This window comes from Pseudomonas sp. MWU12-2345 (assembly GCF_023242385.1).
Classification (GTDB): domain Bacteria; phylum Pseudomonadota; class Gammaproteobacteria; order Pseudomonadales; family Pseudomonadaceae; genus Aquipseudomonas; species Aquipseudomonas gingeri_D.
The window spans coordinates 24,548-40,795 of the sequence record NZ_JALLJA010000002.1; the positions used below are offsets into that span (position 1 = coordinate 24,548).

19 protein-coding genes are annotated in these 16,248 nt (G+C 61.3%); 15 read left to right on the forward strand and 4 right to left on the reverse strand.

Annotated elements, in window-relative coordinates:
• Positions 1–180 precede the first annotated feature (180 nt).
• On the reverse strand, positions 181–522 hold the full coding sequence (locus M5C71_RS06435; protein ID WP_103497047.1) for a zinc ribbon domain-containing protein YjdM: 342 nt from the start codon (positions 520–522) through the stop codon (positions 181–183).
• A 192-nt stretch (positions 523–714) separates the two neighbouring features.
• Positions 715–1,683: a polyprenyl synthetase family protein gene (locus M5C71_RS06440; protein WP_248767500.1), complete on the reverse strand. Its 969-nt coding sequence runs from the start codon at positions 1,681–1,683 to the stop codon at positions 715–717.
• Between the two features lie 241 nt (positions 1,684–1,924).
• Here M5C71_RS06440 and rplU point away from each other — a divergent pair, with 241 nt between their 5' ends.
• The 6 genes from rplU (at position 1,925) to M5C71_RS06470 (ending at position 5,754) form a co-directional block, all read left to right on the forward strand.
• Complete coding sequence (gene rplU, locus M5C71_RS06445; protein ID WP_003176051.1) at positions 1,925–2,239, forward strand: 50S ribosomal protein L21; 315 nt, start codon at positions 1,925–1,927, stop codon at positions 2,237–2,239.
• A 35-nt stretch (positions 2,240–2,274) separates the two neighbouring features.
• Positions 2,275–2,532 carry a 50S ribosomal protein L27 gene (gene rpmA, locus M5C71_RS06450; RefSeq protein ID WP_100941438.1) on the forward strand — a complete coding sequence of 86 codons (258 nt, stop codon included), beginning with the start codon at positions 2,275–2,277 and terminating at the stop codon, positions 2,530–2,532.
• A 193-nt stretch (positions 2,533–2,725) separates the two neighbouring features.
• Positions 2,726–3,949: an Obg family GTPase CgtA gene (cgtA, locus tag M5C71_RS06455; protein ID WP_103498809.1), complete on the forward strand. Its 1,224-nt coding sequence runs from the start codon at positions 2,726–2,728 to the stop codon at positions 3,947–3,949.
• Complete coding sequence (locus tag M5C71_RS06460; RefSeq protein ID WP_177099339.1) at positions 3,894–4,148, forward strand: hypothetical protein; 255 nt, start codon at positions 3,894–3,896, stop codon at positions 4,146–4,148. The genes cgtA and M5C71_RS06460 overlap by 56 nt, the downstream gene beginning before the upstream one ends.
• A gap of 6 nt (positions 4,149–4,154) precedes the next feature.
• Positions 4,155–5,273: a glutamate 5-kinase gene (proB, locus tag M5C71_RS06465; protein ID WP_103498812.1), complete on the forward strand. Its 1,119-nt coding sequence runs from the start codon at positions 4,155–4,157 to the stop codon at positions 5,271–5,273.
• Positions 5,274–5,292: 19 nt separating this feature from the next.
• Positions 5,293–5,754 (forward strand): CreA family protein, encoded by a 462-nt coding sequence (locus tag M5C71_RS06470; RefSeq protein ID WP_177096025.1) that lies wholly within the window; start codon positions 5,293–5,295, stop codon positions 5,752–5,754.
• A 225-nt stretch (positions 5,755–5,979) separates the two neighbouring features.
• Here M5C71_RS06470 and rpsT read toward each other — a convergent pair whose 3' ends face one another.
• Positions 5,980–6,258 carry a 30S ribosomal protein S20 gene (gene rpsT / locus M5C71_RS06475; RefSeq protein ID WP_016967023.1) on the reverse strand — a complete coding sequence of 93 codons (279 nt, stop codon included), beginning with the start codon at positions 6,256–6,258 and terminating at the stop codon, positions 5,980–5,982.
• A gap of 253 nt (positions 6,259–6,511) precedes the next feature.
• Here rpsT and murJ point away from each other — a divergent pair, with 253 nt between their 5' ends.
• The 6 genes from murJ (at position 6,512) to ispH (ending at position 13,893) form a co-directional block, all read left to right on the forward strand.
• On the forward strand, positions 6,512–8,050 hold the full coding sequence (murJ, locus tag M5C71_RS06480; RefSeq protein ID WP_248767501.1) for a murein biosynthesis integral membrane protein MurJ: 1,539 nt from the start codon (positions 6,512–6,514) through the stop codon (positions 8,048–8,050).
• Between the two features lie 129 nt (positions 8,051–8,179).
• Positions 8,180–9,130: a bifunctional riboflavin kinase/FAD synthetase gene (gene ribF, locus M5C71_RS06485; RefSeq protein WP_152742086.1), complete on the forward strand. Its 951-nt coding sequence runs from the start codon at positions 8,180–8,182 to the stop codon at positions 9,128–9,130.
• On the forward strand, positions 9,127–11,958 hold the full coding sequence (ileS, locus tag M5C71_RS06490; protein WP_103498805.1) for an isoleucine--tRNA ligase: 2,832 nt from the start codon (positions 9,127–9,129) through the stop codon (positions 11,956–11,958). The genes ribF and ileS overlap by 4 nt, the downstream gene beginning before the upstream one ends.
• Complete coding sequence (gene lspA, locus M5C71_RS06495) at positions 11,951–12,466, forward strand: signal peptidase II (RefSeq protein ID WP_103498804.1); 516 nt, start codon at positions 11,951–11,953, stop codon at positions 12,464–12,466. The genes ileS and lspA overlap by 8 nt, the downstream gene beginning before the upstream one ends.
• A 7-nt stretch (positions 12,467–12,473) precedes the next feature.
• The gene (gene fkpB, locus M5C71_RS06500) at positions 12,474–12,911 is read left to right on the forward strand and encodes an FKBP-type peptidyl-prolyl cis-trans isomerase (RefSeq protein ID WP_177145078.1); all 438 of its coding nucleotides are present in this window, start codon (positions 12,474–12,476) and stop codon (positions 12,909–12,911) included.
• 34 nt (positions 12,912–12,945) lie between these two features.
• Positions 12,946–13,893: a 4-hydroxy-3-methylbut-2-enyl diphosphate reductase gene (gene ispH / locus M5C71_RS06505; RefSeq protein WP_103498803.1), complete on the forward strand. Its 948-nt coding sequence runs from the start codon at positions 12,946–12,948 to the stop codon at positions 13,891–13,893.
• Here ispH and M5C71_RS06510 read toward each other — a convergent pair.
• Complete coding sequence (locus M5C71_RS06510) at positions 13,870–14,415, reverse strand: GspH/FimT family pseudopilin (RefSeq protein ID WP_103498811.1); 546 nt, start codon at positions 14,413–14,415, stop codon at positions 13,870–13,872. The two genes, ispH and M5C71_RS06510, sit on opposite strands and share 24 nt — an antisense overlap.
• Before the next feature lie 133 nt (positions 14,416–14,548).
• On the opposite strand from M5C71_RS06510, the gene M5C71_RS06515 reads away from it, so the two are divergent.
• From M5C71_RS06515 to M5C71_RS06525, 3 genes are read left to right on the forward strand one after another with little or no spacing between them, the layout of a single operon-like run.
• Complete coding sequence (locus M5C71_RS06515; RefSeq protein WP_103498802.1) at positions 14,549–15,025, forward strand: GspH/FimT family pseudopilin; 477 nt, start codon at positions 14,549–14,551, stop codon at positions 15,023–15,025.
• The gene (gene pilV / locus M5C71_RS06520) at positions 15,025–15,492 is read left to right on the forward strand and encodes a type IV pilus modification protein PilV (protein WP_177099349.1); all 468 of its coding nucleotides are present in this window, start codon (positions 15,025–15,027) and stop codon (positions 15,490–15,492) included. The genes M5C71_RS06515 and pilV overlap by 1 nt, the downstream gene beginning before the upstream one ends.
• A complete protein-coding gene (locus M5C71_RS06525) occupies positions 15,489–16,199 on the forward strand; it encodes a prepilin-type N-terminal cleavage/methylation domain-containing protein (RefSeq protein WP_177099351.1) in 711 nt (236 codons plus the stop codon). The genes pilV and M5C71_RS06525 overlap by 4 nt, the downstream gene beginning before the upstream one ends.
• The last annotated feature ends 49 nt before the right edge of the window (positions 16,200–16,248 follow it).

The window sequence follows — 16,248 nt, forward strand, 5'->3', positions numbered from 1 at the left end:
GGGGATTTGTCTGAGGTCAAGGAAGGCGGGGGATGAAAGCTGACGTAATCCTGGTCCCTGCAACCAGGGCTGGCGCGGACCTTTGTAGGAGCCGGCTTGCCGGCGATGGGGCCGCAAGCCTTGCATCGCCTGGTCGGACGCTATCGCCGGCAAGCCGGCTCCTACAGGGGAGGGGGGGCTTCAGACCTTCCGGACGAACTCGGACTTGAGTTTCATCGGGCCGATGCCGTCGATCTTGCAGTCGATGTCGTGGTCGCCATCGCACAGACGGATGTTCTTGACCTTGGTGCCGACCTTGACCACCAGGGAGGTGCCCTTGACCTTCAGGTCCTTGATCACGGTGATGGTGTCGCCGTCTTGCAGGACGTTGCCCACGGAGTCCTTTTTCACGGTGTCGTCGCTGGTGGCTTCGGCTTCGCCGCCGGCAGACCACTCATGGGCGCATTCGGGGCAGACCAGTTGGGTGCCGTCTTCGTAGGTGAATTCGGAATTGCATTTCGGGCAGGGTGGCAACGTGCTCACTAAGGCTCCTTGGTTTCGGGAAGGCGAAAAGCGCACATTATATAGGGTTTTAGCCGCGGGAGGGGGAGGGTAGGTTGACGCAGAACCTTGTAGGAGCAGGGCTTGCCCGCGAAGCTTTTGGCGGCCTCAAGGGCCCTTTCGCGGGCAAGCCCTGCTCCTACAGGTTCGGGTTGTTTTCAGGAAAGTAGGCAATCAGTGAGTACGGGCGACCGCAAACTCGCTCAGTTCCACCAGGGCATCGCGGTATTCGCTCGCCGGCAGCGCTTCCAGGCAGGCAATCGCCCGTGCCACGTAGTCGCGGGCCAGTTGCGCGGTGTAGTCCAGGGAGCCGGAGGCCTGTACGGCTTCGCGAATGCTTTCCAGGTCTTCGATACCGCCTTTCTGGATCGCCTGGCGCACCAGGGCCGCCTGTTCCGGCGTGCCTTCGCGCATGGTGTAGATCAGCGGCAGGGTCGGCTTGCCTTCGGCCAGGTCGTCGCCGACGTTCTTGCCCAGGGTCTCGGCATCGCCTTTGTAGTCCAGCAGGTCGTCCACCAACTGGAACGCAACACCCAGGTGGTCGCCAAAGGTGCGCAGCGCTTCGGTCTGCTCCGGCGTGGCCTGGCACAGGGCCGCGGCGCTGTGGGTCGAGGCTTCGAAGAGCATCGCGGTCTTGCCGCGGATGACTTCCATATAGGTTTCTTCAGTGGTGCTGGCGTCGCGGACCTTGGACAACTGCAACACTTCGCCTTCGGCGATGATGCGGGTGGCCTGTGAAAGAATCTTCATCACCGGCATCGAGTCCAGCTCGACCATCATTTCGAAGGAGCGCGAGTACAGGAAGTCGCCCACCAGCACACTCGGGGCGTTGCCCCACATGGCGTTGGCGGTGGAGCGACCACGGCGCATGCCGGACATGTCGACCACGTCGTCGTGCAGCAGGGTGGCGGTGTGCAGGAACTCGATGGTGGCGGCGAGCAGGCGCAGGTCGTCGCCTTCGCGGCCCAGGGCCTTGCCACACAGCAACACCAATAAAGGACGCAGGCGTTTGCCCCCGGCCGAGGTGATGTAATCGCCGATTTTCGAGACCAGCGGCACCCGGGAAGTCAACTGCTTCTTGATGATGCCGTCGACGGCGCTAAAATCGTCCGCCACCGCGCGGTAGAAAGCTTGGGGTTGCATCAGCGGGAGTCGCTCCAGAAGGGTTGCGCGGCATGCTAGGGCGGGGGGTCTGTGCTGTCAAGGTACGCGGTCTACGGGCTTGCAATGGCCAGATGGCTTGCGTACAATCGCGCACCCTGAACTTCCTGGGCAGCACCTGCCTTACGCAATTGCATCTGGGCCGTTCCAGCCCCATGCAGCCATGCCAGCCAATACCTTTACCTATAAAGCGCTGGGTGAGCAGGATTATCGGAGAAATACCATGTCTTACGCAGTAATCGTTACCGGCGGCAAGCAGTACAAAGTCGCTCCAGGTGAATACCTGAAGATCGAGAAACTGGAAATCGCCACCGGCGAATCCGTTACCTTTGATCGCGTTCTGTTGGTCGCCAATGGCGATGACGTGAACATCGGCGCTCCAGTTGTTGCGGGCGCTACCGTTGTGGCTGAAGTGATCTCCCAAGGTCGTCACGATAAAGTCCGCATCATCAAGTTCCGTCGTCGTAAGCACCACATGAAGCGTATGGGCCACCGTCAGTGGTACACCGAGATCAAAATCACCGGTATTCAGGCTTAATTTCAGCCTAATCCCCTTTTTGGAGAATTGAACTCATGGCACACAAAAAAGCTGGTGGTAGTACCCGTAACGGTCGCGACTCAGAAGCCAAGCGCCTTGGCGTGAAGATGTATGGCGGCCAGGCTATCAAAGCGGGCAACATCATCGTGCGTCAGCGCGGCACCCAATTCCACGCCGGTTACGGCGTTGGCATGGGTAAAGATCACACTCTCTTCGCTAAAGTCGAAGGCGTGATCAAGTTTGAAGTAAAAGGCGCGTTCAACCGCCGTTACGTGAGCATCATCGCGGCTTAATCGCGAGGATGCTGGAGAAGCCCCGTCTTGCGACGGGGCTTTTTCGTTTGTGGGGTGAGTCTCTTGCAAAGCTGTTTGTATGGGCTGTCGGCGCTGGATTTTTCGGTCGTTGATTGAGGTCGCCGCGCTCATCTTTGCAAGAGTCTTATACTTGTGATTTTTCAGCTCGTCCTGGTGGCGAGAGGCGTGTGTTATGAAGTTCGTTGATGAAGTATCGATTCGCGTAAAAGCTGGCGACGGCGGCAACGGTTGCATGAGTTTCCGTCGGGAAAAATTCATCGAAAACGGCGGTCCCAACGGCGGTGACGGTGGTGACGGCGGCTCGATCTATATGGTCGCCGACGAAAACCTCAATACCCTGGTGGATTATCGCTATACCCGGCACTTCGATGCCGAGCGCGGTTCCAATGGCGGCAGCACCGACTGCACCGGCAAGAAGGGTGAGGATCTGGAGCTGCGCGTGCCGGTCGGCACCACGGTGATCGATTCCGCCACCCAGGAAGTCATCGGTGACCTGGTCAAGGCTGGTCAGCGCCTGCTGGTGGTCCATGGCGGCTGGCACGGCCTGGGCAACAGCCGTTTCAAATCCAGCACCAACCGTGCGCCGCGCCAGACTACGCCGGGCAAGCCGGGCGAGCAGCGCGACCTCAAGCTGGAAATGAAGGTGTTGGCGGACGTCGGCCTGCTGGGCTTGCCGAACGCCGGTAAAAGTACCTTTATCCGTTCGGTCTCGGCCGCCAAGCCGAAGGTGGCGGATTATCCGTTCACCACCCTGGTGCCGAACCTGGGTGTGGTCAGCGTCGACCGCTGGAAGAGCTTTGTCATCGCCGACATCCCGGGTTTGATCGAGGGTGCTTCCGGTGGTGCCGGTCTGGGGATTCGCTTCCTCAAGCACTTGGCGCGCACGCGTTTGCTGCTGCACCTCGTCGACATGGCGCCGCTGGATGACAGCAGTGCGCCGGATGCCGCCGAAGTGATCGTCAATGAGCTGACCAAGTTCAGCCCGTCCCTGGCTGAGCGTGATCGCTGGCTGGTGCTGAATAAGTGCGACCAGATCCTCGAGGAAGAGCACGAGGAGCGGGTCAAGGAAGTGGTCGAGCGCCTGCAGTGGACCGGTCCGGTCTATGTGATCTCGGCGATTGCCAAGGAAGGGACCGAGCGCCTGACCCGCGACATCATGCGCTACCTGGAAGATCGTCTCGATCGTCTGGCCAATGACCCTGCCTATGCCGACGAGCTGCGTGATCTCGATCAGCGCATCGAAGATGAGGCGCGTGCCCAGTTGCAGGCCCTGGATGACCAGCGTGCCCTGCGCCGCAGCGGCGTCAAGAGCGTCCACGACATCGGCGACGATGACTGGGATGAAGAAGATGTCGATGACGAAGATGGCCCGGAAATCATCTACGTGCGCGACTGATGTTGCCGCATGTTGTGCGGATTGGCCGCTGCTCGAGGGTGAGCGGGCGGTCTATCTGACGGGTGGCGGTGTTATCATCGTCATCAGCCTGTTCCACCTGGCGCCGCTCATTCGAGCGGCGTTCTGGTTTCTGGGAACCGGCTACCCTGAACAATCGCATGGGCAGTGCTCGGTCGTGCTGCCCGCAAGCCAAGGTTGAAAGATGATGCGGAGCAAGGTGACAGGTGCGCAGCGTTGGGTCGTGAAGATCGGCAGCGCACTGCTGACGGCGGACGGCAAGGGTCTGGATCGCGCCGCAATGGGGGTCTGGGTCGAGCAGATGGTGGCGTTGCATGAGGCGGGCGTCGAGCTGGTGCTGGTGTCTTCCGGTGCGGTGGCGGCGGGTATGAGTCGTCTGGGTTGGACGGTGCGACCGACGGCCATGCACGAGTTGCAGGCCGCCGCCGCCATTGGTCAGATGGGCCTGGTGCAGGCCTGGGAATCGAGCTTTGCCGAGCATGGCCGGCATACCGCGCAGATCCTGCTGACCCATGACGATCTGTCCGACCGCAAGCGCTACCTCAATGCGCGCAGCACCTTGCGGGCGCTGGTGGAGCTCAAGGTCATCCCGGTGATCAACGAGAACGACACCGTGGTCACCGATGAGATCCGTTTTGGCGACAACGACACCCTGGCGGCGCTGGTGGCCAACCTGGTGGAGGCGGACCTGCTGGTGATTCTCACGGATCGCGATGGCATGTTCGACGCCGATCCGCGCAACAACCCCGATGCCCAGTTGATTTATGAAGCCCGAGCCGATGATCCGGCCTTGGATGCGGTGGCGGGCGGTACCGGTGGTGCGCTGGGGCGTGGCGGTATGCAGACCAAGCTGCGCGCGGCGCGGCTGGCGGCGCGTTCCGGGGCGCACACGATCATTGTCGGCGGGCGCCTGGAGCGGGTGCTGGATCGCCTGAAGGCGGGCGAGCGCATCGGCACCTTGCTGTCGCCTGAGCGTGGCATGCTGGCGGCGCGCAAGCAGTGGCTGGCCGGGCATCTGCAGACCCGTGGCACGCTGGTGCTTGATGACGGCGCGGTGAATGCGCTGGCGCGGGATCACAAGAGTTTGCTGCCGGTGGGCGTGAAGCTGGTCCAGGGTAGCTTCCGGCGTGGTGAGATGGTGGTGTGCGTGGCGTCGGACGGTCGTGAGATCGCTCGTGGGCTGGCGAACTACAGTGCGCTTGAGGCGCAGAAGATTATCGGGCAGCCGTCGGATGCGATTGTCGGTGTGCTGGGGTATATGGCGGAGCCTGAACTGGTTCACCGCGATAACCTGATTCTGGTGTGATGGATTGAGGGAGAGGGCTATGGGTATCGCAAAGGGATTGTTGGGATTGCTGCTGGCGATGCCATTGCTGGCGTCGGCGGAAGAGATTGGTCAGGTGTCGACGGTCTTCAAGTTTGTCGGGCCGAACGATCGTATCGTGGTCGAGGCGTTTGATGATCCCAAGGTCGAGGGCGTGACCTGCTACCTGTCTCGGGCCAAGACCGGCGGCTTGAAAGGTGGTTTGGGGTTGGCCGAGGATCGTGCCGAGGCATCGCTGGCCTGTCGTCAGGTCGGGCCGATTCGTTTCAGTGGTGAGTTGAAGGATGGCGAGGAGGTGTTCAAGGAGCGCACCTCGCTGGTGTTCAAGACCATGCAGGTGGTGCGTTTCCTCGACAAGAAGCGCAATACCCTGGTGTATCTGGTCTATAGCGATCGCTTGATCGAAGGTAGTCCGCAGAATGCGGTGACGGCGATTCCGATCCTGCCTTGGCCGCATCAGTAAGGTATTGGGGTGGTAATTGTGTTGTCTGGTTCTGGCGTCGAACGCGAACCTGTAAAAGTAGGGTTTGTCGGGATGCCGCACCGCCGCGAAGCTTTTGGCGATCTTGATGGCCTCTTCGCGGGCAAGCCCTGCTCCTACAGATTGGTGTGATTTTCTGTAGGGAGTGTCGGAATTGCAGGCAATAAAAAACCGACCCTGGGGTCGGTTTTTTAACAAGCGTGTCGCTTAGGCTGCAGCAGCAAGGTTCAGGGCCTTGATGTGGCCGTTCAAACGACCCTTGTGACGAGCGGCCTTGTTCTTGTGGATGATGCCTTTATCGGCCATACGGTCGATAACAGGAACAGCCAGAACATAAGCGGCTTGAGCTTTGGCAGCGTCTTTTGCGTCGATGGCTTTAACTACATTCTTGATGTAGGTACGAACCATGGAACGCAGGCTGGCGTTGTGGCTGCGACGCTTCTCAGCCTGTTTTGCACGTTTTTTGGCGGAAGGTGTGTTGGCCACCGTCGAGCTCCTCGAAAGACTTTTTAGGAAATAGCAAACAAAATAGGCCGCGAATCATGCCGATGAGTTGATGTCTTGTCAAGGGCGGGTGATGCGTTCCGCTGAGTGGTCGATCTTGAAGTGACGGGTGATTTATTTCCGGCGCCTGACCTGTAAACTCGCGAGCTTTGGCTCTGTGCTGTTGCGGCGCGGAGTATCGCACAACTGGGCGCTTTGTTCGCCTGCTCTTTCTCCAAAGGCGCACACTCTTTTAATGAATCTGCTCAAATCGTTGGCTGCCGTCAGCTCTATCACGATGATTTCCCGGGTTCTGGGCTTCGTTCGCGATACGATTATCGCGCGTATCTTCGGGGCCGGAATGGCCACCGATGCCTTCTTTATTGCCTTCAAACTGCCCAACCTGCTGCGGCGGATCTTTGCCGAGGGCGCGTTTTCCCAAGCTTTCGTGCCGATCCTGGCGGAATACAAGAGCCAGCAGGGCGAGGAGGCGACCCGGACCTTTATCGCTTATGTCAGCGGCCTGCTGACCCTGGTGCTGGCGTTGGTGACTGTGCTGGGCATGGTCGCCGCGCCCTGGGTGATCTGGGCCACGGCCCCGGGTTTCACCGACACGCCGGAGAAGTTCAAGCTGACCTCCGACCTGCTGCGGGTGACGTTCCCTTATATATTGCTGATCTCGCTGTCCTCCCTGGCGGGGGCGATCCTCAATACCTGGAACCGTTTTTCAGTGCCGGCCTTCGTGCCGACGCTGCTGAACGTGAGCATGATCATTTTTGCCCTGTTCCTGACGCCGTACTTTGACCCGCCGGTCATGGCCCTGGGTTGGGCGGTGCTGGCCGGTGGCCTGGCCCAACTGCTCTACCAACTGCCGAGCCTGAAAAAGGTCGGCATGCTGGTGCTGCCACGTCTGAGTCTGCGTGACGCCGGCGTCTGGCGGGTAATGAAGCAGATGCTGCCGGCGATTCTCGGGGTCTCGGTGAGCCAGATCTCACTGATCATCAACACCATCTTCGCCTCTTTCCTGGTGGCGGGCTCGGTGTCCTGGATGTACTACGCCGACCGCTTGATGGAGTTGCCGTCCGGGGTGCTCGGTGTGGCCCTGGGCACCATTCTGTTGCCGATCCTGTCGAAAACCTATGCCAGCAAGGACCGCCACGAGTATTCGCGGATTCTCGACTGGGGCCTGCGCCTGTGCTTCGTGCTGGTGCTGCCGTGCTCCCTGGCGCTGGCGATTCTCTCCGAGCCGCTGACGGTGGCGCTGTTCCAGTACGGCCAGTTCAGTGCCTTTGATGCTTCCATGACCCAGCGTGCGCTGGTGGCCTACTCCCTGGGCTTGCTGGGCATCATCATGATCAAGGTGCTGGCGCCGGGCTTCTACGCGCAGCAGAACATTCGCACGCCGGTGAAAATCGCGATTTTCACCCTGACGGTCACGCAACTGCTCAACCTGGTCTTTATCGGCCCATTGGCCCATGCCGGGCTGGCGCTGGCGATCAGTGCCGGGGCTTGTATCAACGCCGGGCTGCTGTTCTGGCAATTGCGCAAGCAACAACTCTTTGTGCCGCAGCCGGGCTGGGGCGTCTATCTGCTGAAGCTGGTGCTGGCGGTGGCGGTGATGTCGGCGGTATTGCTGGGGTTGATGCACATCATGCCGGCCTGGGACCAGGGGCACATGCTCGAGCGTTTCCTGCGTTTGGGTGGGTTGGTGGTGGCCGGTGTGCTGGCCTATTTCGCCATGCTGGCGGCGATGGGTCTGCGTTTGCGGCATTTCAATCGCAAATCATTGACGTAGCTCGGGGTGCCCCCGAGAGGGGGCGCGCAAGAGAGTTTTGTCGGTTCGATCGATTTGGGTGCTGCTGTTGCCTGTCGTCGGCCGCCGGGTGTGGTTATAATCGACCACTTTATGAGCAAGAAGCGCGTTATGCAGCTGGTTCGAGGCCTTCACAACCTGCGCCCCCGGCATCGGGGCTGCGTCGCCACCATTGGCAACTTTGACGGTGTTCACCGTGGTCACCAGGCTATTCTGGCCCGACTGCGTGAGCGTGCGCTGGAGTTGGGTGTACCCAGCTGCGTGGTGATTTTCGAGCCGCAGCCCCGCGAATTCTTTGCTCCGGACACCGCGCCGGCACGTCTGGCGCGCTTGCGCGACAAGCTGAAACTGCTGGCCGCCGAGGGCGTCGACCGGGTTCTGTGCCTGGCCTTCAACCAGCGCCTGAGCAAACTCAGCGCCGCAGAGTTCGTCGATACCATCCTGGTGGACGGTCTCGGCGTGCAGCATCTGGAGGTCGGCGACGATTTCCGCTTCGGCTGTGATCGCGTCGGCGATTTCGAGTTCCTGCAACAGGCGGGCAGCGCCCGGGGTTTCACCGTCGAGGCGGCGCAGACCGTCGAGCTCGATGGCCTGCGGGTCAGCAGCACCCAGGTACGTAATGCCCTGGCGGCGGCTGACTTCGCCTTGGCCGAGCGCTTGCTCGGTCGCCCGTTCCGGATTGCCGGACGGGTGCTGCATGGCCAGAAGCTGGCGCGCCAACTGGGCACGCCGACCGCCAACGTGCAGCTCAAGCGCCGTCGCGTGCCGTTGACCGGGGTTTACCTGGTCAGCGTCGAGATCGACGGCCAGCCGTGGCCGGGCGTCGCCAATATCGGTGTGCGGCCCACGGTTTCAGGGGATGGCAGTGCCCACCTGGAAGTGCACCTGCTGGATTTTACCGGTGATCTGTATGACCGGCGTTTGACCGTGGTTTTCCACCACAAGCTGCGCGATGAGCAGCGATTCGCCTCCCTGGAGGCGCTCAAGACGGCGATCAATGCGGACGTCGCCGCCGCCCGTGCCCACTGGCAGGGTTCACCGCTTAAAAAGAGCCTGAAATGACCGACTACAAAGCCACGCTTAACCTTCCGGACACCGCCTTCCCGATGAAGGCCGGCCTGCCACAGCGCGAACCGCAGATTCTGCAGCGCTGGGACAGCATTGGCCTGTACGGGAAGTTGCGCGAGATTGGCAAGGATCGTCCGAAGTTCGTTCTTCACGACGGTCCTCCGTATGCCAACGGTACGATCCACATCGGTCATGCGCTGAACAAGATTCTCAAGGACATGATCATCCGGTCCAAGACCCTGGCCGGCTTCGATGCCCCTTATGTGCCGGGTTGGGACTGTCATGGCCTGCCGATCGAGCACAAGGTCGAAGTGACCCATGGCAAGAACCTGGGCGCGGACAAGACCCGCGAACTGTGCCGTGCCTACGCCACCGAGCAGATCGAAGGGCAGAAGTCCGAATTTATCCGCCTGGGTGTGCTCGGCGACTTCGCCAACCCCTACAAGACCATGGACTTCAAGAACGAGGCCGGTGAAATCCGCGCACTCGCCGAAATCGTCAAGGGCGGTTTCGTGTTCAAGGGCCTCAAGCCGGTGAACTGGTGCTTCGATTGCGGTTCGGCCCTGGCTGAAGCCGAAGTCGAATACCAGGACAAGAAGTCCTCGACCATCGACGTGGCCTTCCCGATTGCCGACCAGGACAAGCTGGCCGCCGCATTTGGCCTGCCGTCGCTGGCCAAGCCGGCGGCGATCGTGATCTGGACCACCACCCCGTGGACCATCCCGGCCAACCAGGCGCTGAACGTCCACCCGGAATTCAACTACGCCCTGGTGGATGTCGGTGACCGCCTGCTGGTACTGGCTGAGGAGCTGGTCGAATCATGCCTGGCGCGCTACAAACTCGAAGGCTCGGTACTGGCCATTGCCAAGGGCGAAGCCCTGGAACTGATCAACTTCCGTCACCCGTTCTATGACCGTCTGTCGCCGGTGTACCTGGCCGACTACGTCGAGCTGAGTGCCGGTACCGGTATCGTTCACTGCTCCCCGGCCTACGGCGAGGACGACTTCAAGATCTGCAAGCAGTACGGCATGGTCAACGATGAGATCCTCAACCCGGTGCAGAGCAACGGCGTGTATGCCGAGTCCCTGGAGTTCTTCGGCGGCCAGTTCATCTTCAAGGCCAACGCGGGCATCGTCGACAAGCTGAGCGAAGTCGGCTCGCTGTTGCATACCGAAACCATCAGCCACAGCTACATGCACTGCTGGCGCCACAAGACCCCGCTGATCTACCGCGCCACCGCGCAGTGGTTTATCGGCATGGACAAGGCCCCGGTGGCCGGCGATACCCTGCGTGAGCGGGCACTCAAGGCCATCGAAGAGACCCAGTTCGTCCCGGCCTGGGGCCAGGCGCGCCTGCACTCGATGATCGCCAACCGTCCGGACTGGTGCATCTCCCGCCAGCGCAACTGGGGTGTGCCGATCCCGTTCTTCCTCAACAAGGAAAGCGGCGAGCTGCACCCGCGTACCGCCGAGCTGATGGAGCAGGTGGCCCAGCGCGTCGAAGTCGAAGGCATCGAAGCCTGGTTCAAGATGGACGCCGCCGAGTTGCTGGGCGACGAAGCGCCGCTGTACGACAAGATCAGCGACACCCTCGACGTCTGGTTCGATTCCGGCACCACCCACTGGCACGTGCTGCGCGGTTCGCACCCGATGGGCCATGAGAGCGGTCCACGGGCCGACCTCTACCTGGAAGGCTCGGACCAGCATCGCGGCTGGTTCCACTCGTCCTTGCTGACCGGTTGCGCCATCGACAACCACGCGCCTTACCGCGAACTGCTGACCCACGGTTTCACCGTCGACGAGGCCGGTCGCAAGATGTCCAAGTCGTTGGGCAACGTGATCGCGCCGCAGAAAGTCAACGACACCCTGGGGGCCGACATCATGCGCCTGTGGGTCGCCTCGACCGATTACTCGGGCGAGATGGCGGTCTCCGACCAGATCCTGCAACGCAGCGCCGACGCCTACCGGCGTATCCGCAACACCGCGCGTTTCCTGCTCTCCAACCTGAGTGGCTTCAACCCGGCCACCGACCTGTTGCCGGCCGACGAGATGCTCGCCCTGGACCGTTGGGCCGTGGACCGCGCGCTGTTGCTGCAACGGGAGCTGGAACTGCACTACGGCGAATACCGTTTCTGGAACGTCTACTCCAAGGTACACAACTTCTGCGTGCAGGAGCTGGGCGGTTTCTACCTCGACATCATCAAGGATCGCCAGTACACCACCGGCGCCAACAGCAAGGCCCGGCGTTCCTGCCAGACCGCGCTGTACCACATCAGCGAGGCGCTGGTGCGCTGGATCGCGCCGATCCTGGCTTTCACCGCCGACGAGCTGTGGCAGTACCTGCCGGGCGAGCGCAACGAGTCGGTCATGCTGAATACCTGGTATGAAGGCCTCAGCGAGCTGCCGGAAGGCTTCGAGCTGGACCGCGCCTACTGGGAGCGGATCATGGCGGTCAAGGTCGCGGTCAACAAGGAGATGGAAAACCTGCGGGCGGCCAAGGCCATCGGCGGCAACCTGCAGGCCGAAGTGACCCTGTTCGCAGAAGAGGCCCTGGTGGCCGACCTGGGCAAGCTGAGCAACGAACTGCGTTTTGTCCTGATCACTTCCACCGCGACCGTTGCGCCATTGGCGCTGGCTCCGGCGGATGCGGTGGTCACTGAAGTCGCCGGGCTCAAGCTCAAGGTGGTCAAGTCCGCCCATGCCAAGTGCGCCCGTTGCTGGCATCACCGCGAGGATGTCGGGGTCAACCCGGAGCATCCGGAAATCTGCGGTCGTTGCGTGGACAATATCAGCGGCGAAGGCGAGGTGCGCCACTATGCCTAATACCAGTGCCGGCCGTTTCGGCCGCCTGGGCTGGCTGTGGTTGAGCGTGCTGGTCCTGGTCATCGACCAGGTCAGCAAGCTTCACTTCGCAAGCTCGCTGTCCCTGTACCAGCAGATCGTGATCATCCCCGATTACTTCAGCTGGACCCTGGCCTACAACACCGGCGCGGCCTTCAGCTTCCTGGCTGAAAGCTCCGGCTGGCAGCGCTGGCTGTTCGCGCTGATCGCGCTGGTGGTCAGCGCGGTACTGGTGGTCTGGCTCAAGCGCCTGGGACGCAACGAAACCTGGCTGGCGATTGCGCTGGCGCTGGTGCTCGGCGGTGCCCTGGGCAACCTGTATGACCGCATGGCCCTGGGTCACGTGATCGATTTCGTCCTGGTGCACTGGCAGAACCGCTGGTACTTCCCGGCGTTCAACTTTGCCGACAGCGCCATCAGCGTCGGCGCGGTGATGCTGGCGCTGGATATGTTCAAGAGTAAAAAGTCCGGAGAACCCGTTCATGACTGAACACGCAGTGGCTGAGCAACGCATCGGTCAGAACACCCAGGTCACCTTGCATTTCGCCTTGCGCCTGGAAAACGGCGACACTGTCGACAGCACGTTCGACAAGGCCCCGGCGACCTTCAAGGTCGGCGACGGCAACCTGCTGCCGGGCTTCGAGGTGGCGTTGTTCGGCTTCAAGGCCGGTGACAAGCGTAACCTGACCGTGGCCCCGGAAAATGCCTTCGGCCAGCCGAACCCGCAGAATGTGCAGGTCATCCCGCGTTCGCAGTTCCAGGACATGGAACTGTCGGAAGGTTTGCTGGTGATCTTCAACGATGCGGCCAATACCGAGCTGCCGGGTGTGGTGAAGGCGTTCGACGACGCCCAGGTGACCGTCGACTTCAACCACCCGCTGGCGGGCAAGACCCTGACCTTCGATGTCGAGATCATCGAGGTCAAGGCGCTTTAATATTTCCCCTTGCGCGCAAGACACGAGGCACAGCATGCATATCAAACTCGCCAACCCCCGTGGCTTCTGCGCCGGCGTGGACCGGGCGATCGAAATCGTCAACCGGGCCCTGGAAGTCTTCGGCCCGCCGATCTACGTGCGCCATGAAGTGGTCCACAACAAATTTGTCGTCGAAGACCTGCGCGCCCGTGGCGCCATCTTCGTCGAAGAGTTGGAGCAGGTCCCGGATGACGTGATCGTGATCTTCAGTGCCCACGGCGTTTCCCAGGCCGTGCGCACGGAAGCCTCGGGTCGTGGCCTGAAGGTGTTCGACGCGACCTGTCCGCTGGTGACCAAGGTGCATATCGAAGTGGCGCGCTACAGCCGCGACGGTCGTGAATGCATCCTGATCGGCCATGCCGGTCACCCGGAAGTCGAAGGCACCATGGGCCAGTACGACGACGCCAACGGCGGTTCGATCTACCTGGTGGAGGACGAGAAAGACGTCGCCGCCTTGCAGGTGCGCAACCCGGAAAAACTGGCGTTCGTGACCCAGACCACCTTGTCCATGGACGACACCAGCCGTGTGATCGATGCCCTGCGGGCGCGCTTCCCGGCCATTGGCGGGCCGCGCAAGGACGACATTTGCTACGCCACGCAGAACCGCCAGGACGCGGTCAAGCAACTGGCGGACGAATGCGATGTGGTGTTGGTGGTGGGCAGCCCGAACAGCTCCAACTCCAATCGCCTGCGCGAGCTGGCCGAGCGCATGTCGACGCCGGCCTACCTGATCGACGGTGCCGAAGACCTGCAGCGCAGCTGGTTCGACGGTGTCGAGCGGATTGGCATCACCGCCGGGGCTTCGGCACCGGAAGTGCTGGTGCGTGGCGTGATCCAGCAGCTCCAGGCCTGGGGCGCGACCGGTGCCGACGAGTTGGCCGGGCGTGAGGAGAATGTGACCTTCTCCATGCCCAAGGAACTACGCGTTCGCTCCTTGCTGTAAGCCCGGGGAGGCGCAGAGTGCCTCGGGTATTGCTCTTTTTTCGAGCCTGATCCGACCGGTTGCTGCCAGGATCACCTGATGGTGGCTGACCGGCTGGTCCCTGGCGCAGATATGCAGTGTGCCGCCCATTGAGGTGCTGTTGTTCGGGTTGAGCCATCCGACAGAGGTGAAGCGGACAAACTGCGTGAGCCACCGGTTGCCTCTGATCGGTGTCAGTCCGTCGCCATGTCGTTCAACCAGCACCGGGTTGTCCGGATCCAGGTGGCCTTGCCCACTGCGGTCGACAATGATCCGCCAGCCTCGACTCCAATCTTCTTCCAGGGCATACATGACGACCGCCTGCTGGCGTAGAATCGCCTCGGTTCTCGCCATTTGCAGGCCATTGGCCAGTTCGTCGGCGCTTATCTGGCGCCGCTGTGAGGCGATCAGTTCGCTGAATGCCGGGCTGGCGAGTTGGGCAAGAATGCCGATGACGGCAAGACCAATCAGTAACTGAACAAGGCTGAATCCTTTCTGATCCATCTGGGCTCCCTCCTGGAGACTGAGTGTTTCGGCGCGATCCGGGCGCTGATCCTGGGAAAACAACCGTACGTCCTGATGAAGAATGTTTTAGGTTGTACCGCTAGTTATAGTCGATGGCATCGAGGGATTTCTCATGCGCCGCAGTACTCACGGCTTTACCTTGGTCGAGTTGATGGTCACCCTTGCGGTCTTCGCGATCCTGGTGGCGATTGCCTTGCCGTCGTTCACCAGTTCGATCCAGGGTTCCGAGGCTGATACCGAGGCCAGCGACCTGGTCCGTGGTCTGAATTTCGCGCGGCTCGAGGCCATGAACCGAGGTGTTTCCGTACGTGTCCGGCCGACCACGGCCAACGCGGCCTGGACTACAGACCTGGGGGTTTTGCAGGTGTCGAGCGATGGCGCCAACCCCCAATACATTAGGATCGTACCGGCCATGACCAGCGGCGCGACCCTGGTGGTGACCTCCGGAGTAACCACCCTCGATTTCAATAACCTGGGTGGCTTGTCCGTCCCCGGTTCCGCGGTGGTTTTCACCTATACGCTGGGCACACAAAGCCGCGTGATCAATGTGTGCCTCAATGGCCGGGTTTCATTGGGCGGAGGTTGTTGATGCGACGGACGAGGAGTGCGAGGCAATCAGGGATGACCCTGGTGGAGGTGCTGATTTCGGTGTTGATCCTCGCCATCGGCCTGCTGGGAGCGGCGGCGATTCAGCTCGATGCGCTGATCTACACGGACAGCTCGAAGATGAGAAGCCAGGCCAGCTTCATTGCCTACGACATGATGGACCGTATCCGCGCCAATCCGGATGCGGACTACACCCTGGCCAGCGCCAAAGCTTCCACCGCAACGGCGGCTTCGACAGCAGCCCGTGATGCCGATTTCTATGACTTCAAGACCAATATAAATAATTTTGCCGGGGTTAACGGGGATGGGAACATTGTCGTGAACGGCAGGGCGGTCACTATCGTCATCAACTGGAGTGACCAGCGGGCGGCCAATATGGCCCACGACACGGCAAGTCCCAGTTTCACGCTTAATAGCCGCGTAGCAGTCGATCCGGTAGCCGGGCCATGATCCGTCATAGCAGAGGCTTCGGCCTGATCGAGTTGATGATCGCCATCACCCTGGGACTGATCGTCGTCTTGGGGATTACCCAGATATTCGTCGCGGCCAAGAGTACCTATATCAGCCAGAACAAGGCCGCCGGCATGCAGGAGGATGCGCGCTTTATCCTCAGCAAGATGGTGCAGGAAATTCGTATGGTCGGCATGTTCGGCTGCCTGGCCACCAGCGCCATCAATACCACGGCGGCGGCGGATTTCCTGGCGATTGCCCCCACGCCGATCACTTGGAACAGCGCCAGCAATACCCTGACGCTGGTGACCGCCGATATCGGCGGCAATGGCGGGGCGCCGACCTGGACGATCGTTTCCGATTGTCGCAATACGGCGACGGCCACCCAGGGGGCAGCTACTCCGGCCGCCGGGCAAATGGCCTTCCCCTTGCGCAAGCAGATCTATGCCTTCAGCAACAACCAGATTACCGTCGCCACCGGAGCCAGCCCGGCGGCTGGGCTGGTGAGCAATGTCAGGAGCTTCACCGTCTCCTTTGGTGTCGCGATATCCGCGACCGATATTGCTGTCAGCTCTTACAGCAGCAATCCCGCAGACCCGGCAACCATCCGCAGCGTGCGCCTGCAAATGACCCTGTACGATCCGCTTGGCCAGGTCGCCGATCAGCAGTACAGCGTGGTTGCGGCTCTGCGCAACCGGCTCCAGTAGGTGGACTTCGTATGATGTGCTCGCCCCGAAAGCACCCAGGCTTGAGGTC

Bases quoted from the DNA above. Each gene is read 5' to 3' on its own strand.
- pilV (WP_177099349.1), top strand. From the start codon at position 15,025: ATGCGACGGACGAGGAGTGCGAGGCAATCAGGGATGACCCTGGTGGAG.
- M5C71_RS06460 (WP_177099339.1), top strand. From the start codon at position 3,894: ATGAAGAAGATGTCGATGACGAAGATGGCCCGGAAATCATCTACGTGC.
- ileS (WP_103498805.1), top strand. From the start codon at position 9,127: ATGACCGACTACAAAGCCACGCTTAACCTTCCGGACACCGCCTTCCCG.
- M5C71_RS06525 (WP_177099351.1), top strand. From the start codon at position 15,489: ATGATCCGTCATAGCAGAGGCTTCGGCCTGATCGAGTTGATGATCGCC.
- ribF (WP_152742086.1), top strand. From the start codon at position 8,180: ATGCAGCTGGTTCGAGGCCTTCACAACCTGCGCCCCCGGCATCGGGGC.
- rplU (WP_003176051.1), top strand. From the start codon at position 1,925: ATGTCTTACGCAGTAATCGTTACCGGCGGCAAGCAGTACAAAGTCGCT.
- M5C71_RS06510 (WP_103498811.1), bottom strand. From the start codon at position 14,415: ATGGATCAGAAAGGATTCAGCCTTGTTCAGTTACTGATTGGTCTTGCC.
- murJ (WP_248767501.1), top strand. From the start codon at position 6,512: ATGAATCTGCTCAAATCGTTGGCTGCCGTCAGCTCTATCACGATGATT.
- proB (WP_103498812.1), top strand. From the start codon at position 4,155: ATGCGGAGCAAGGTGACAGGTGCGCAGCGTTGGGTCGTGAAGATCGGC.
- M5C71_RS06440 (WP_248767500.1), bottom strand. From the start codon at position 1,683: ATGCAACCCCAAGCTTTCTACCGCGCGGTGGCGGACGATTTTAGCGCC.
- M5C71_RS06515 (WP_103498802.1), top strand. From the start codon at position 14,549: ATGCGCCGCAGTACTCACGGCTTTACCTTGGTCGAGTTGATGGTCACC.
- ispH (WP_103498803.1), top strand. From the start codon at position 12,946: ATGCATATCAAACTCGCCAACCCCCGTGGCTTCTGCGCCGGCGTGGAC.
- rpmA (WP_100941438.1), top strand. From the start codon at position 2,275: ATGGCACACAAAAAAGCTGGTGGTAGTACCCGTAACGGTCGCGACTCA.
- lspA (WP_103498804.1), top strand. From the start codon at position 11,951: ATGCCTAATACCAGTGCCGGCCGTTTCGGCCGCCTGGGCTGGCTGTGG.
- M5C71_RS06470 (WP_177096025.1), top strand. From the start codon at position 5,293: ATGGGTATCGCAAAGGGATTGTTGGGATTGCTGCTGGCGATGCCATTG.
- cgtA (WP_103498809.1), top strand. From the start codon at position 2,726: ATGAAGTTCGTTGATGAAGTATCGATTCGCGTAAAAGCTGGCGACGGC.